This is a genomic window from Nocardia sp. NPDC058176 (assembly GCF_042883805.1).
GTDB lineage: Bacteria > Actinomycetota > Actinomycetes > Mycobacteriales > Mycobacteriaceae > Nocardia.
On the sequence record NZ_JBHVVA010000001.1, the window covers coordinates 1,653,685 to 1,668,255 of the forward strand.

Genomic DNA, 14,571 nt, shown 5'->3' on the forward strand with positions numbered 1-14,571 from the left:
CCCCTTTAAGAAACGAATGCGTCTCTTAATGGTGGAGGATTCGCGGCACGGATACATCAGGGCAATCCCTGATTCCCGTCGTCGACCCACCTCGTGGTCGTGCGGGACAATGCGAGGGTGGACCTGGATCGGGCATGTCGTGCCGCGGGGATCGGTGTGGTGAATGTCAGCGCACACGATGGTCGACCGCGCGTGCATCGCGCTGTTCCGTCCCTGTCGACCCGGCTGGTCGTCGGCCTCGGCGCCCCGATCACGGTGCACTACGACGGGCAGACGCGGTGTTCACCGGCGGTGACGACCGGGCTGATGCGCCCCGGGGTGGCGACGCCGTCGATGACGCTGCGGGCACACCAGCCGATCGCCTACGTCGAGTTGGCGCCATCGACGTTGCGGCGGCTCACCGGCGTGCCACTGAGCGAGTTCGACGCGGGCGGAGTCAGCGCCGATGCCACCCTGCCGTGGATCGACACCCTTGCCGAGGAACTGGTGGATCATCCGGGCGGCGACCGCGAGCGTCTCCTGCGAGTCCGACTGCTCGAGCAGCTGTCCCGAGCCGACTACCGCACCGAATCCGAGGATGCCCTGCGCGCACTGCACCTGATCGGCGCCGGCGCCGGGACCGTGCCGGTGGCGGAACTGGCCCGCGCCGCGCACCTGAGCCCGCGACGGCTGCGGTTCCTGATGCGACAGTCCCTCGGCATCACGCCCAAGTTCGCCTCCCGGGTCGCGCGGCTGGCCTCGGCGGTGCGTCGCGCCCGGGCGGGCGCGGACTCCTGGACGCAGGTGGCGGCCGAATCCGGCTACCACGATCACAGTCATCTCGTGCACGACTTCCACGACCTCATGCACACGACACCGACCGCGTGGCTGGCCGAAGAGGGCCGAAATCTACAAGGCAGGCGGCTCCCTGCCCCGTGATGATCGAGGCATGACCACCGCACTGGAACCCAAACTGCTTGTCGCCGACGCCGATGCCGCGATCGCCTTCTACACCCGTGCCCTCGGCGCCGAGGTGCGCCGCCGGATCGCCGATGACGACGGCGTGGTGAATCACGCCGAACTCACCCTCGGAGCGGTCGGTTTCGCGCTGGCGCAGAGTGTCGCGGAGTGGGGCTGGCACGATCCCGAATCCGTGGGCGGCTCACCGGTTCTGCTCGTACTCACCGTCGCCGACCCCGACGCGACGGCGGATCGGCTGGTCGAGCACGGCGCCGCACTCGTGATCCCGGTCGAGGATCGTCCGTACGGCAAACGTCAGGGCCGGGTGCGTGACCCGTTCGGGCACCTCTGGGTGATCAGCGGCAAGCCTCGATAGGTCACGGCTTGGCCCCGTAGGTGCCCGCGCGGCGCCCGGAGAACACGCAGTCGGCCAGCGACAGGCCGCTGACATAGGAGTTCGAGCAGACACCGACCGCCGCACGGCCCGCCGCGAAGAGGCCGGGAATCACGCCACCGGCTTCGGCGCGGACGGCGCCGGTGTCCTCGTCCACCAGCAGACCGCCGAGGGTGAGCATGGGCATCGGGTAGGTGAGCCTGGCCGCGAACGAGATGTCCAGCAGGGCAAAGGGTCCCGTGCGAATCGGGCGGCGGATGTCGTCGGGCTTGCCGAGCGGGTCGGGGGTGTCGTGCTCGATGGCCTGGTTGTGCGCGGCGACGGTGGCGCGCAGCGCGGCCGGGTCGATGCCCGCGCGGGTGGCGGCCTCTTCGACGGTGCGCCCGTCGACCCGGCCGAACCGCAGCAGTCGCTCGGTCTGCATGCGCTGGAACCACACCGACTGCGTGCCGATCTGTTTGCGGGCATCGGCCTCCAGTGCCGCATCGACGAGTAGCCAGGCCCGGTGGCCGGGAGCGGCCGCGATCGCCGCGCCCAGTGCCGCGCCGTAGCGGGATTCGTCGATCAGGCGCTCGCCGCGCACATCCACGGCGATCGACCCGAACAGGGCGCTGGGCGGTGCGATGAACCGCCACGTCGACATCGCGTCCATCTTGCCGCTGGCCGCGCCGATGTCCTGCGCCATGGTGATGCCGCTGCCGTCGTCGCCCGCGGTGCCCAGCGGCAGCCCCTGCGACCACGGGTACGCGGGCGCGTGCCGGGCGACCATCTGCTGGTTGGCGATGAACCCGCCCGTGGTGAGCACCACCGCGGACTTCGCCTGGATGCGCACCGGCACACCGTGTTTGCGCTCGATGCGGTCGAGCAGCAGCTGCATCGCCCGCCGCAGGCCCGGGTGGTACACACCGGGTTTCGCGGAGATGCGGGCGAGCGCGGCGAAACGCCGGCGCACCCCGGCGGGCGCGTGCGCGATCGAGACGGCTTCGATGCCCGTCACCCGCCCGTCCTCGACCACGAGACGCGTTGCCCTGGTCCCGGGTCGGACGCGGACACCGCGTTCGGCCGCCGACGCCGCCAACGGCCCGAACAGTGCCTTGCCGGACACACCGGGGCCGTGCGCGCGGTGACCGCGCTGTCGCGGTCGCGCGAGATCCCGGTACCCGCCGGAGTTCTCGCTGCCCGAGTAGTAGAGGTAGTAGTCGTCGGTCGGGTAGGACGTCTTGTACGGGCACACCGACGGCTCGAACGGCACTCCGTGCCCGGTGAGCCAGTCGATCAGCGCCGGGGATTCCTCGCAGAATCGGCGCAGCGTCTGCTCGCTCACCGCGTCGCCGACCTCCGCGCGCAGGTAGGCGAGCATGTTCTCGACGTCGTCGTCGATGCCCGCCGCGCGCTGCACCGAGGTGCCACCGCCCGCGTACACGATGCCGCCGGACAGTGCCGTCGCGCCGCCGCCGAGATAGCGGTCGATCGCGAGGACGTCGGCACCGGCTTCGCGCGCCGCCAGTGCCGCGGCCACACCCGCCCCGCCGTATCCGACCACCACGACATCGGCTGAACTGTCCCAGGCCCGCACTCTGACCACCTTCCGGGCGGATGTACCACCGGCATCGTCGCCGATCGCCCGACTATAACGTGTTCTAGAAATAGTCGCGATCGGCGTGCTGGTGGACCCAGGGGAGGTTCGGCCGAGCTAGCCGGTCAACCGAGCAATTGGGCTTTGGCGGCGGCGAACTCGGCGTCCGACAAGGCGCCCGAGCTGTGCAGCTGGCTCAGCGTCGCCAGTTTCGACACCATGTCCTCCGGTTCGGGCGCGGCCGGTGGCGCCGGGGCGGCATAGGCGGGCGCGGCAGGCTGCTGCGCGTAAGCCTGCTGTTGCTCGGCATAGGCCTGCTGCTCGGCGCCGCGGCGGCGGGCCCGATTGTTGACGGCGTTCGATGTCGCGGTCGCGGTTCCCGCGACGACCGCGGTCCGCGCGACGGTCCCCAGCAAGCCGGGGCGCCCGACGCGGCCTCTGCGTAGTGGCATGCTCTGCTCCTTTGCCTAGGTGGTCGACGCGGCGGCCACCGCGGCGTCGACGGCGTCGCGGGGCACCTGGACGTGCAGTGCCACCTCGCCGTCCGCGGCGCGGACGGCGTCGGCCAGTTGCTTGGCCCAGGTCTCCTCGAAGGCCAGGACCACCGCGGTGGAGTTCGGTTCCATGGATGCCCGCACCACGTCGAGATCGGCGTCGGCGACCAGATCGAGGTCCGCGGCGGTCAGCCCGGAGATGCCGAGTTCGGCGATGTCGTCGTCGACTTCGAATTCGGTGATCGTGCCGGATTCGTCCATGGCCAGCACGATCAGGTCCAGCACGGTCACCGTGCCGCGCTCGACGATCTCCGCCAGTGCCCGCGTGACCGCGGCGTCGACGCGCGTGCCGGGGAAGGTCAGCACGATCAGCTCGACAGGGCCAAGTACCGATGATGTCCGCATGCCGCGATTGTTCGCGCCGGGCGCCGGGCCCGCGTCACCCGAATCGGGTGAGATCCGCGGCTCACGGCACCGTCGCGGCCTCGTATCGATGGCTGCCCGGCGCGCACGGATTCGGCAGCGACGACATCGTCGCCAGGTCACAGATGCCGCTGGTCAGGATCTGGAACGGGGCGACGCCGAGCAGCACGACGAGGCCGATGAGGTCGCCGTGCCCGAGGAACACCCCGGCCGAGTGGGCTGCCGCCGATCCGGCGTCGACCGCCGAGGAGCCGGTGTCGGCCGTGGCGGTCGCCGCGGTGCCGACGAGGCATACCGCCGCCACCGCGGCGGCGAGAAGATTCCGGGTGGTACGCATGGTCGCTTTCCTCACTGGAGAATGGTCGGTGAATTCGCGCCCGGAGATCACCGGGGCGGCACGCTCATGTCGCGGTTCATCGTCGGAATTTCGATGCTGATCGGCATGCGCAGTTCGGCCAGATAGATCAGGGCGGCCTTGCGGAGGAATTCGTCGAGCAACCAGTAGGGGTCACCGAGGGGCGGCACCGCGGTGAGCAGGCCCTCGCGCACCGCGATGAACGGGCCCCAACTGAATCGGAGCAGTGGATCCCAGACCGGTTCCCGGGGAATGGCCAGCCCGTCGGCGATGGCGTCGCCGAGCAGGAATCGGGTGAACGCGCCGAGAATCGGCTTGCTCAACAGCGCGAAGTCGATATTGGCGCCCAGGCCGAGCAGTCGATCGGCCAGTTTCGCGCCCTCCGGGGTCGCCGCGATGATCGGGTCGAGGACCTGCGCCGCTTGGGCATCGGCGTCGGGCCACGACCGGGGGATGTATTCGTCGCGCACGCCGAGCAGGTGCGCGGCCACCTGCCACGAGTGCAGGAATGCCGTCGATTCGCGCTCGGGGATCGGCACGTTCCAGGACCGCAGGTGTTTCATGACGGTCGTTGGCAGGCTGTGCCAGGTGACCATGATGTCGTTCTGGCTGATCGGAATGTCTTCTTCGGCCGAATGCACCCAGTGCGGGGACTGCGGCAGCAAATGGCGTACCGCGGCGTGCACCAATCGGGTCTTCACACAGGTGACGACCATTTCCCCGCCGGGGGCGTAGGCATTCGCGCTGCCGATGTCGTAGCCGAGTTTGGCGGTCTTGGAGATGCGGTCCTTGAGGTCGTGACCGCCTTTGGAGTAGTAGACCGCTCGCGCTTCCTTCGGGATGACGGTGCTCATCATGCCGCTGGCGAATCCGTAGAGCACGCCGAGATACAGTCCGCGCTTCTTGTTGAACTCGATCGCCAGATCCAGCTGACGCGGGTCGGTCCACTGCGGCAAGCGGCGGGCGTATTCCATGAAATCCCGTAGTTGCGGGGGCAATCCGCCGGGCAGGGGTTGGCCGTTCGTTGTCCAGGTCCGCAACAATTCGTTGACCCGGGGGACCTCTCCCCGGTCGATCAGTCCAGCGACCAATTCGTCCGCTTCGGGGTCCCACACCGTCATCGGGTCGGCACCGGAACCGGTGCCGGCCACCGACCCGTGTGGCGACCACGTCCATGGTTGCGCCCGGGCCACGGCGGTCGATCCCACGGCGCCGACAACGCCTAGAACCCCGCCCGCTTTCAACGCGTCACGCCTGGTGAGTCCATCCATGGTGTCACTCCTCATCGAGCACGAACAGATCACCGATCGCGCCGAGGACTATTGCCGCGCGTCGGTCGAATCTGCTGGAATGAGTAGTAACTTAACAGGGACGTGGTCGCGCATGAGCGCTTTTCCGAACACGCACGGCCTTGTAAGCCATCACGAACACGTGGGCAAACATTTTCGCCTGTCAGAGCCAGAATCCCCCGAATTTACGGAGCCTTCGTCACCCACCTTCGTCATGTGGAGTTGACAGAATCCACGGCCAACCTGGTCGATTCATACCGAAATGGTCAGTCACTTCTCCCAGATCGAGATGTGCTTGGTGCTCTCCGCCGTCAACGCCGAACCGTCCCAATCCGCCCAGCGGTGTTTCAGGCGCATCCCCGCGATGCGCGCCATGAGGTCCAGCTCGGCGGGCCAGGCATAGCGGAACGGGACGCGGCGGAAACGGCCCGTCCCGTCCGGTGCCACGGTGACGTGGTTCGACGTGAATTCCTGGGTGACGACGTCGTACTGGTCGAACCCCACATATCCGCCGCCGTCGTCGCCGTGCGCCACCGTGAACGGAACGGTGTCCTGACCCGGCGGCAGCCGACGCAGATCCGGCAGGCCCACCTCGACCAGGAACAATCCCCCCGGCCGCAGATGCGCCGCGGCATTCCGGAAGACCGCCACCTGCCCGTCCTGCGTCACCACATTGCTGATCGTGTTGAACACCAGGAAGACCAGCGAGAACTTCCCGGCCACCCGCGTCGAGGTCATGTCGCCGATCGTGACCTCGACCGCCGCACCGCCCGGCTTCCCCGCGGCCCGCCCCGCCATGGCCCGGCTCAACTCGATACCGCTGACCCGCACGCCCCGCGCCGCCAACGGTGCCGCGATCCGCCCGGTCCCCACCGCGAACTCCAGCACCGGCCCATCGGCGAGGCCCGCCAGAACATCCACCGCGGGAGTCACCGCCTCCGGCGCATTCGCACCCCCCGGCCCGTCGTACCGCGCGGCCACACTCTCCGGAAACCACCCGTCCGCCGGGTCGTCCGCCCACTCGCCGACCGACCCACCCGCGTCCACCGCATCGCTCATAGCCCCGGGACGCTACGCCCGGCACCATCCGCCACGCACTCCAATTTCCAGGCCCACCGAGCCAGGTCCGAAGTGCCTGTCCGATAATTCGATTGGCCACCACCGAAGACAGGGCTACGGTCCTGCCGTGCAAACAGATCGAAATCCTTTACCGGCCGTCCCGCAGGCCGCCTGTGACCATTGACGACCATGCGGAGTCCACCGACACGCCCTTGGCGGGCCCGGACACCCTTCTCGGGATGATCCAGCGCGGACGCGGCGCTTGCCGGCCCGCGGCGTTGGCCCAGCCGACGATCGCCCGTGAGCTCGTGGTCGACTGCATCGTCGGCGATCCCCGATGGGACCACCAGGTCGAGTCACGCGGCTGGCTGTATGCGAATCTCGTCGTCGACCTCGGGATCGATCCGATTCGGTTCCGCCCGGCCTACGCGGGCCCGCTGGATCCCACCGGTGACTCGGACGCCTGGCTCACCCTTGGCGTGCTGGGGCACCTCGCCGCGCGCGGTACAGCGGGAAGCATTGCGGAGCTTCGGCACTACCTGCGCTCGGGCCGTGACCTGAATATCGCTCTGGACCGGCTGATTCCGTTCGTGGACCATCCCGAGGCACAGGGTCTGCTCGATGACATCCTCCAGGTGTACGACAACGACCAGCTGCTGGACTGCGTCGGCTTCTGCTCGCCCGCTGAGCTGGCGTTGCCGCCCTGGCCGCAGTGGCGGCGCGAGAGTGCGCGCATCGACCGAACTGTCCGTGCGGCAGAGCTCGTCCGTGCGCAGCATGCTCGGCTGGCCCGCGATCGGGGCCCCTCGGATCGGGAACTCGTGCTGCGAGCCGCGGTGGCCGCAAAGGTCGTCGCCGCGCCGAGTACGCTCGACCTCTCCGCCGAGCAGTGGGAGACAACACTTCTCACCGTCGCGACGGACTATTCGTACGGCGCGGATATCGGTTGGACGCGACGGGAGCAGATCGCCCTACGCCGATGCCTGCGACAACTGAATTCGCCGTCCGCGTCGGAATGGGCCAGGGCCAACGTCGATCTCGACAGCGACCTGGGCTATTGGGCGCTGTCGATACTGTCGTCGACAGCCACACCGGCGGATGCCCCCGCGCTGCTCGAACTCCTCACCGAAGCGCTCGCCCGGGGCAACGACCACATCGTGGATCAGTGCACCCTGGTCTCCGCACTCGCGCCACTCGAGCATGTCGCCGCGGTACCGATCATCGAGGAGATCTTCGACACGACCGTCTATTCATACCTGCGCCGACAGTGTGCCGAGGCATTGAGCCGCCTGTCCACGGAGTTCGGAGCCGGTCGGGCGGTCGAGTGTCTCGACGACTGCGAATCCGGGACGAGGGCGGTGGCCATCGCCTGTGTGGACATCGGGGTCCCTGGTGTCCGTCAGCGGCTCGATCACCTTGCCGAGGATCCCAGCGAGGACGACGACAATCGGCTGGCCGCTCGTGCCCGGGTCGGTGGGATTCGGTGATGGCATCGCATGGACGCCTCAGTCCCTGCGCGGGCGCCGGCGGGGCTACCGTGCTGGTATGGACATCGAACCGTTGTCGATCGGCAGGATCGGTGAGGTCATCGACCTGGTGAGTACCGGGGCGCCCTATCTGACGCCGCGGACCTGGTCGGACTACTGGGCCTATGCGACGTTGTTCTCCTCGACCTGTCCGCTCGCTATTGTCGGCGCTCGGGTGGTGGGTTCGGTGGTGGCGTTTCGTAGTCAGGACGAGCCCGGTGACATCTACGTGCAGGATGTCGTCACCGATCCCGGGCACCGGCGTCAGGGCATCACCCGGGCCCTGCTCGACACCGTGGCCGGGCGCGGGCGCGAGTGGGGGTGTCGGCGGCTGTATCTGACGTCGGAGCCGGGTAATCAGACCGCGCATGCGGCCTGGACGGCGCTCGGGTTCCGCAATGTCGTCGGCGATCGGTCCTTCGGGGACATCTCGGCGGTCACCGATTACAAGGGGCCCGGTCGGACCCGGGCCGTCTACGAGCTCGCACTGTCCTGAGCACTCTCTCAGCTCGCCACGACCTCCGTTGCCGCAGTGGATGATTCGGACGCACCCGTGAGCACCGAGGCGCCTTCCGGTGACAGGAACCTCGGCGGGGTGTCGTTGAGCACGTAGTCACCGAGCTGCTGTTCGCGGTAGATCAGCGGGTTGTGGGAGGCCAAGGTGCGGACATTGCGCCAGTGCCGGTCGAACTGGTACTTGCGATCGAGCGCGGACGCGCCGCCCACCTCGAAGATCTCGGTGGTCGCCTTCAAACCGAGGTCGAGGACGACGGACTGGGCGCGGAAGGCGTCCAATTCCGCCTTCAGCTCCGCGGCCGCGAGTTCGGCTTCGGCCTCCGGTGTGCGCTCCGCCTCGGGCGTCACGCGGAACGCGTAGCCGAGTTCGGCGGCCGCGTTCAGCGATTCCGCGGCGTCGATCACGATCGCCCGCAACGCGTACGCGGCGGCGTCGGTGCGCCCGACTACCTGCTGGATCAGCGGATCATCCGCTGCCACAGGGGCTTTGGCCGCCGGGTAGGTGCGGTGCCTGCGCCGCACGAACTCCGCGATGTCGTCGGTGGCCCTGCGCACGATGCCCGCGATGGTCGCCAGGTGGGTCAGCTGGAAGTGGGCCAGGTGCCCGGCGGTTCCGCCCGGTGGCGGGAAGATCGCTTCGGGGCCTTCCACTTCCACATCGGTGAAGATCGTGGTCCCGCTCGCGCTGGCGCGCTGCCCGAAACCCGCCCAGTCGTCGATCCGTTCGACACCGGGTGCGTCGGCCCGCACCACGGCGGTGACCCGTTCGCCGTTGTCGTCGAGCGCCGCGACGGTCAGGTGGTCGCCGTAGAGCGCGCCGGTGCTGTAGTACTTCTTCCCGTTCAGCAGCAGCCGACCGTCCACGGTGCGCAGTGTGGTGGCGGGCTTGCCGAAGGCGCCCTCGCGTTCGCTGACTGCGGTGCCGAACACGAGCCCGTCACCGATGCGGCGCAGCCATTCCTGCCCACGTGGGGTGTGCCGTTCGCGCCAGCGGTCCTCGACGAACCGCAGGTGTACCCGCAGGGCATGGGGCAGATTGGATTCCGCCGCGGCGAGTTCGACGACGAGCAGGTACACCTGACGCAGGCTGGCACCGTCACCGCCGAATTCGCGGGGCACCCGGATCGCCGGGAATCCGGCCTCGCGCAACCACCCGGCTTCCTCGAGGGCCAGGCGCCCGCTGGTCTCCCGTTCGAGGGCGCCCTCGGCGATGCGCGCGAACACCGGACGGTATTTCGCGAGCAGTTCCGCGTCGGTGGGTCCGGCTTCGGTCAGTGGTGCGGTGGTCATGCGGCCTCCTCGGTGGTGTTCGTGCTCGGTTCGGGGAGACCGAATCGGCCACGGATGGTCGGTGCGTCGTAGCCGGTCGGGAACACGCCCTCGGTCTGCAGGATCGGCACCACCTGCTCGACGAAACGCGCCAGATCGTCGTGCAGCAGCGGGAAGTGCGCGTTGTATCCGGCGACGGCGCCGTCGGCCCACCAGTCGATGAGCGCGTCGGCGACCTCCTTCGGGGTGCCGATCACGAGCCGATGGCCACCGGCGCCACCGACCCGGCGGATGATCTGGCGGGTGGTCGGTTCCTCGTTCCGGACCAGATCCTGCAGCGCCCTGCTGAATCCGATCGGCCGGGTCTGGTCCTCCTGTGGCTCGAACCATTCCGGCTTCAGGGCCGTATCGGCGTCGAGTTGCTTCGGGAAGGCCGGGTTCAGTGCGCGCTGCTGGTGCAGGAAGTTCCCGATCAGGTCGTCTTCGTTGTCGGCGCCGCTGAACACCTCGTGGCGGCGTAGTGCCTCGGCCCTGGTGTCACCGAGATACACGTTCACGCCGGGGAACAGCCGGATGCTGTCGGCCGGACGACCGTGCCGTTGCGCCGCGGCGTCGAGTTTCGCGGCGAAGTCGAGCGCGGACTGTTTCTCCAGCAGGGCCGCGTACACGATCTCGGCGTGCTTGCCCGCGAAGTCGATGCCGTGCTCGGAGGCACCGGCCTGCGAGATGACCGGGTGCCCCTGTGGACCCACCGGCACGTTGAGAGGTCCACGCACATCGAAGAATTCGCCGTGGTGATCGATCACCCGCGCGGTGGTCTCGTCCCACAGCGGTCCATCGGGCTCCGGTCCGGTCGGCGCGTCCCAGGACAGCCACAGCTTCTTGACCACCTGGAGGAACTCGTCGGCCTTGCGGTAGCGGTCCTCGCGATCGAGCAGCCCGTCGGCGGTGAAGTTCGCGGCGATGTCGGGGTTGAAGTTGGCGACCGCGTTGAAGATCACCCGGCCGCCGGAGATCGTGTCCAGGCTCGCCAGCCGCCGGGCCAGGTTGTACGGCGAGTTGTAGCTGGTCGAGGCCGTCAGCACGAAGCCGATGTCCGGGACGGCGGCCGCGATCGCCGCGAACAGCACGATCGGGTCGAACAGGTGACCCGGTCCGTGCCGGGCATCGCGCTGCAGCGCCGGATGATCGGAGACGAACACCGCGTCGAGGTTCCCCGACCGCGCGATCTCCGCCGAGCGACGGTAGTGCTCGAAATCCGCGAAGCGATTCCACTTGGTGCCCGGCCAGTTCCATGCCTTGGCCGAGGCGCCGGATCCGACGATGGACGCGGCGAGGGTCAGCCTGCGCTGTGGCCCTCGCGGGGCGGGTTCGGTTGCCGGGCTCATGGGCGGCTCCTGTTCGGTGAACGAGGCTCCGCGCACGAACTGTGCGACGGGTGACGCTCGAAATCGTTGAAACGCTTCACTGTGCGGCGGCGCCGCGGCGGCGGCGAGTTCCGTACCCCTTAATCTCCTACTGACTCGCCGGATGTCCGTCAATGAATACGATTCGCCGTGGTAGAAACCCCGCGGCGGTGCCTCCTCGACCGCCGACACTCGAACCATCGTGATCCGAACGCCGCCGCGTGGCGTCGACGCAGCTCAGTGCCACCTCCCGCTCCCGGTCCTGATCGGACGCCGGCCGGGATGGCGAAATCCGGGTTTACCGTGTGGTCCCCGTGGCAATCGCGCCCGGCTCCTCCCACGCCCCTCCCCCGAAGGTGGACCACCCGTGAGCACATCATCGATCGAGCACAGCTCCGCCACCGAGAGCACCACGAAGACCGTCGATTCCGACACCCTGCGCCGCTGGCTGGCCGACGGTGACGAACTCGCCGTACTCGACATCCGCCCCAGCGAGGTGGTCGGCTACGCGTCGCCGCTGTTCGCCACGAACCTGCCCGCCGACCGCGTCGAGGCCGAGATCGACCGTTTCGTGCCGCGCAAGCCCGTGCGGACCGTCCTGGTCGACGCGGGCGACGGCGTCGCCGAGCCGCTCGCGAACGCGCTGGCCGCCGCCGGACGCACCGAGGTCTACGCCCTGACCGGCGGTATCCCGGAGTGGACCCGCGACGGCGTCGAGGACCTGCCGACCTTCGACATCCCCGGCCAGGCGTTCTCCCTCGGTATCCGGGACGAGCGCGCGACGCCCTCGGTCACCGCGGCCGAACTCAAGACGCTCAAGGACTCCGGCGCCGATGTCGTCGTCATCGACACCCGCACGGTTCCCGAGTTCACCGCCGGTCACGTACCCGGCGCGGTCGGCGTTCCTGGCGCGGAGTTGCTGCTGCGATTCGCCGATGTGGTCCCCTCCCCCGACACCCACATCGTCGTGTCGTGCGCCGGGCTGCCCCGCGCGATCATCGGCGCGCAGACCCTGATCGACGCGGGTGTGCCGAACAAGGTGTCCTACCTGCACGACGGCACGAAGGCGTGGAAGCAGGAGAACCTCGAGCTCGAGACCGGCGCGACCGCCCTCTACGGCCCGGTCGACGATGCCGCCCGTGAGCGCGTCACCGAGCGGGTCGAGGCGATCTCGGCCGACGACCAGTTCGACCGCGTCGATCTGGCGACCGCACACGCGTGGGCGGCCGATCCCGACCGCACCACCTATCTCCTCGACGTACGCACGCCGGAAGAATTCGCCCAGGAGCACCTGCCCGGATCGATCAATGCCGAAGGCGGGCAGCTGCTCGGTGTCTCCTACCGGACCATCGCCGTGCGTGGCGCCCGTGTGGTCCTGATCGACGATCGCACCGCCGCCCGTGCCTCGGTGGTCGCGCACTGGCTGCAGCGCCGTGGCTTCGACATCGCCCTGCTGCTGCACGATTTCGCGTCGCCGGCCTGAGTTCGCCGGCATCGTCCAGGCCGAAGACCCGCCGAGGTCTTCGGCCTGGAAGTCGTTGTTTTCGGCCACTATCGGTAGTTCGACTCATCGCGGTCTGATAGAGTGACCGCTTCTTCGTGCGGCCTTACATTCAGGGCCATGAAAACGAAAACCCCTGCTCGAGACTCGTTGTGGCTGCGGCGCAAGAGATTCACCGGCGCGTTCGGCGCCCTCGCGGTCACCGCAGCGCTCGTCTTGGCCGGGTGCGCCAACTCCGCGAACACCGGCGCAGGCAACGGTGGCGGCGAACCGCAGCACGGTGGCGTGCTGAAGTTCGCGCTGCTCGGCTCCACCGAATCGCTCGATCCGCATCTGAACACCTCGTTCGCCGCCAGCAACTACGGCAACAGCGTCTTCGACAAGCTGACCTGGCAGGACCCGGAGACCGGTGAGATCGGCCCCTGGCTCGCGAAGTCCTGGGAGACCAACAGCACCTACACCGAGTTCACCTTCACGCTGCGTGACGGCGTCACCTTCAGCGATGGCACTCCGCTCGACGCGGACATCGTGAAGCAGAACTTCGACCAGTACGTGAACGGTGACCCCGCGCTGGGCATCAAGCCCAACGGGGCCACCCACCTGCGGTCCTATACCGGCAGTGAGGTGCTGGCCGAGGATGTCGTCAAGATCAACTTCTCGACCCCGTCGGCGAGCTTCCTGCAGTTCGTCTCGTACTCCGGCAACAACCAGCCCGGCATCATCGGCGAGAAGACCCTGCGCGCCAATGCCGAACAGCGGCTCGACCCGGCCAACGTCGTCGGCACCGGCCCGTTCGTCGTCAGCGAGTACGTCCCCAACGAGAAGACGGTCCTCACCAAGCGCGCGGACTACAACTGGGCGCCGCCCGGCCTGAAGCACGAGGGTCCGGCCTATCTGGACGCCATCGAGTTCATCACGATCCCCGAGGCGAGCGTGCGCACCGGGGCGCTGCAGGCCGGTGAGGTCCAGGCCGCGTTCGACATCCTGCCGACCGACGAGGCGGTGCTCGAGCGACAGGGCTTCGACATCACCTCCCGGCGGATCGCCGGGGTGAACCTCGGCTGGAACATCAACACCGGCCTCGAGCCGACCAACGACATCAACGTCCGCCGGGCGATCGTGCACGCCACCGACCGGGCCGGGTTCAAGAAGACGATCCTGGCACCGTCCGAGGGCGAGGCGACCTCGGCGCTGGCCGGTCACGTGCAGGGCTCGGTCGACCTGACCGACGACGCGCTGCGCTACGACCCCGAGGAGTCCAAGCGGCTGCTCGACGCGGCCGGGTGGAAGGTCGGCCCCGACGGCATCCGGGTGAAGGACGGAAAGCGGTTGCAGCTCAAAGGCACCGGGCACCACCTGGTCCCCAACAGCCGCTACGTCTACGAGGCGACCCAGGCCGCGCTCAAGGAGGTCGGCATCGAACTCGACTTCCTGTTCAACGCGGCCAATGTGCCGACCGCGCAGATCCAGGCCGAGTACCACCTGATCAACACCAACCGCAGCCGCAACGACGCCGCGATGCTCAACGTCAACTTCAACCCGTCGCGGACCAACGGCGCCCGGATCCCGGAGAACTTCCCCGAGCGCCAGCGCATCATCGACACGCTCGAGGCACTGGACTCCACCCTCGATCCGGACAAGCGCGCCGAACTCGCCAGGGCGGCACAGGAACTCATCCACGGTGAGTTCGCGCTGTTCAACCCGGTGTTCGAGCCCTCCCAGGTGGCCGCGTCCAAGAACGTGTACGGCATCGACCTCGATGCGACCAGCCGCCTGCACTTCCTGCGCACCTGGATCGACCAGAGCTGACCTCGGCTCACCACC

General features: G+C 68.5%; 14 protein-coding genes. 6 read left to right on the forward strand and 8 right to left on the reverse strand.

Annotated elements, in window-relative coordinates:
* The first annotated feature begins 117 nt into the window (after window positions 1–117).
* Together ACFVVM_RS07780 and ACFVVM_RS07785 are read left to right on the forward strand one after the other, a co-directional pair.
* The gene (locus tag ACFVVM_RS07780; RefSeq protein WP_387614368.1) at window positions 118–918 is read left to right on the forward strand and encodes a helix-turn-helix domain-containing protein; all 801 of its coding nucleotides are present in this window, start codon (window positions 118–120) and stop codon (window positions 916–918) included.
* Window positions 919–928: 10 nt separating this feature from the next.
* Window positions 929–1,315, forward strand: coding sequence for a VOC family protein (locus ACFVVM_RS07785; RefSeq protein ID WP_387614371.1), 387 nt, complete (start codon window positions 929–931; stop codon window positions 1,313–1,315).
* Window position 1,316: 1 nt separating this feature from the next.
* Here ACFVVM_RS07785 and ACFVVM_RS07790 read toward each other — a convergent pair whose 3' ends face one another.
* From ACFVVM_RS07790 to ACFVVM_RS07815, 6 genes are all read right to left on the reverse strand, one after another.
* Entirely contained in the window at window positions 1,317–2,909 is a 1,593-nt protein-coding gene (locus ACFVVM_RS07790; RefSeq protein WP_387614374.1) for an FAD-binding protein, read from the reverse strand.
* 125 nt (window positions 2,910–3,034) lie between these two features.
* Window positions 3,035–3,361 (reverse strand): SHOCT domain-containing protein, encoded by a 327-nt coding sequence (locus ACFVVM_RS07795; RefSeq protein ID WP_387614376.1) that lies wholly within the window; start codon window positions 3,359–3,361, stop codon window positions 3,035–3,037.
* Between the two features lie 15 nt (window positions 3,362–3,376).
* Window positions 3,377–3,808, reverse strand: a complete 432-nt coding sequence (locus tag ACFVVM_RS07800; protein WP_387614379.1) for a DUF6325 family protein — start codon at window positions 3,806–3,808, stop codon at window positions 3,377–3,379.
* 61 nt (window positions 3,809–3,869) lie between these two features.
* Entirely contained in the window at window positions 3,870–4,163 is a 294-nt protein-coding gene (locus tag ACFVVM_RS07805; protein ID WP_387614382.1) for a hypothetical protein, read from the reverse strand.
* A gap of 47 nt (window positions 4,164–4,210) precedes the next feature.
* Entirely contained in the window at window positions 4,211–5,452 is a 1,242-nt protein-coding gene (locus tag ACFVVM_RS07810) for an oxygenase MpaB family protein (RefSeq protein WP_387614385.1), read from the reverse strand.
* 288 nt (window positions 5,453–5,740) lie between these two features.
* Complete coding sequence (locus tag ACFVVM_RS07815) at window positions 5,741–6,529, reverse strand: class I SAM-dependent DNA methyltransferase (RefSeq protein WP_387614388.1); 789 nt, start codon at window positions 6,527–6,529, stop codon at window positions 5,741–5,743.
* Window positions 6,530–6,702: 173 nt separating this feature from the next.
* On the opposite strand from ACFVVM_RS07815, the gene ACFVVM_RS07820 reads away from it, so the two are divergent.
* Complete coding sequence (locus ACFVVM_RS07820; protein ID WP_387614391.1) at window positions 6,703–8,016, forward strand: hypothetical protein; 1,314 nt, start codon at window positions 6,703–6,705, stop codon at window positions 8,014–8,016.
* A gap of 58 nt (window positions 8,017–8,074) precedes the next feature.
* Window positions 8,075–8,551 (forward strand): GNAT family N-acetyltransferase, encoded by a 477-nt coding sequence (locus tag ACFVVM_RS07825; RefSeq protein ID WP_387614394.1) that lies wholly within the window; start codon window positions 8,075–8,077, stop codon window positions 8,549–8,551.
* Between the two features lie 8 nt (window positions 8,552–8,559).
* Here the strand turns inward: ACFVVM_RS07825 and ACFVVM_RS07830 are convergent, their stop codons facing one another.
* Together ACFVVM_RS07830 and ACFVVM_RS07835 are read right to left on the reverse strand one after the other, a co-directional pair.
* Complete coding sequence (locus tag ACFVVM_RS07830) at window positions 8,560–9,861, reverse strand: acyl-CoA dehydrogenase (RefSeq protein ID WP_387614396.1); 1,302 nt, start codon at window positions 9,859–9,861, stop codon at window positions 8,560–8,562.
* Window positions 9,858–11,228 carry an NtaA/DmoA family FMN-dependent monooxygenase gene (locus ACFVVM_RS07835; RefSeq protein WP_387614399.1) on the reverse strand — a complete coding sequence of 457 codons (1,371 nt, stop codon included), beginning with the start codon at window positions 11,226–11,228 and terminating at the stop codon, window positions 9,858–9,860. The genes ACFVVM_RS07830 and ACFVVM_RS07835 overlap by 4 nt, the downstream gene beginning before the upstream one ends.
* Before the next feature lie 385 nt (window positions 11,229–11,613).
* On the opposite strand from ACFVVM_RS07835, the gene ACFVVM_RS07840 reads away from it, so the two are divergent.
* Window positions 11,614–12,729 carry a rhodanese-like domain-containing protein gene (locus ACFVVM_RS07840; RefSeq protein ID WP_387614402.1) on the forward strand — a complete coding sequence of 372 codons (1,116 nt, stop codon included), beginning with the start codon at window positions 11,614–11,616 and terminating at the stop codon, window positions 12,727–12,729.
* A gap of 138 nt (window positions 12,730–12,867) precedes the next feature.
* A complete protein-coding gene (locus ACFVVM_RS07845) occupies window positions 12,868–14,556 on the forward strand; it encodes an ABC transporter substrate-binding protein (protein ID WP_387614405.1) in 1,689 nt (562 codons plus the stop codon).
* Window positions 14,557–14,571 lie beyond the last annotated feature (15 nt).

Bases quoted from the DNA above. Each gene is read 5' to 3' on its own strand.
- ACFVVM_RS07785 (WP_387614371.1), top strand. From the start codon at position 929: ATGACCACCGCACTGGAACCCAAACTGCTTGTCGCCGACGCCGATGCC.
- ACFVVM_RS07795 (WP_387614376.1), bottom strand. From the start codon at position 3,361: ATGCCACTACGCAGAGGCCGCGTCGGGCGCCCCGGCTTGCTGGGGACC.
- ACFVVM_RS07800 (WP_387614379.1), bottom strand. From the start codon at position 3,808: ATGCGGACATCATCGGTACTTGGCCCTGTCGAGCTGATCGTGCTGACC.
- ACFVVM_RS07805 (WP_387614382.1), bottom strand. From the start codon at position 4,163: ATGCGTACCACCCGGAATCTTCTCGCCGCCGCGGTGGCGGCGGTATGC.
- ACFVVM_RS07810 (WP_387614385.1), bottom strand. From the start codon at position 5,452: ATGGATGGACTCACCAGGCGTGACGCGTTGAAAGCGGGCGGGGTTCTA.
- ACFVVM_RS07815 (WP_387614388.1), bottom strand. From the start codon at position 6,529: ATGAGCGATGCGGTGGACGCGGGTGGGTCGGTCGGCGAGTGGGCGGAC.
- ACFVVM_RS07825 (WP_387614394.1), top strand. From the start codon at position 8,075: ATGGACATCGAACCGTTGTCGATCGGCAGGATCGGTGAGGTCATCGAC.
- ACFVVM_RS07830 (WP_387614396.1), bottom strand. From the start codon at position 9,861: ATGACCACCGCACCACTGACCGAAGCCGGACCCACCGACGCGGAACTG.
- ACFVVM_RS07835 (WP_387614399.1), bottom strand. From the start codon at position 11,228: ATGAGCCCGGCAACCGAACCCGCCCCGCGAGGGCCACAGCGCAGGCTG.
- ACFVVM_RS07845 (WP_387614405.1), top strand. From the start codon at position 12,868: ATGAAAACGAAAACCCCTGCTCGAGACTCGTTGTGGCTGCGGCGCAAG.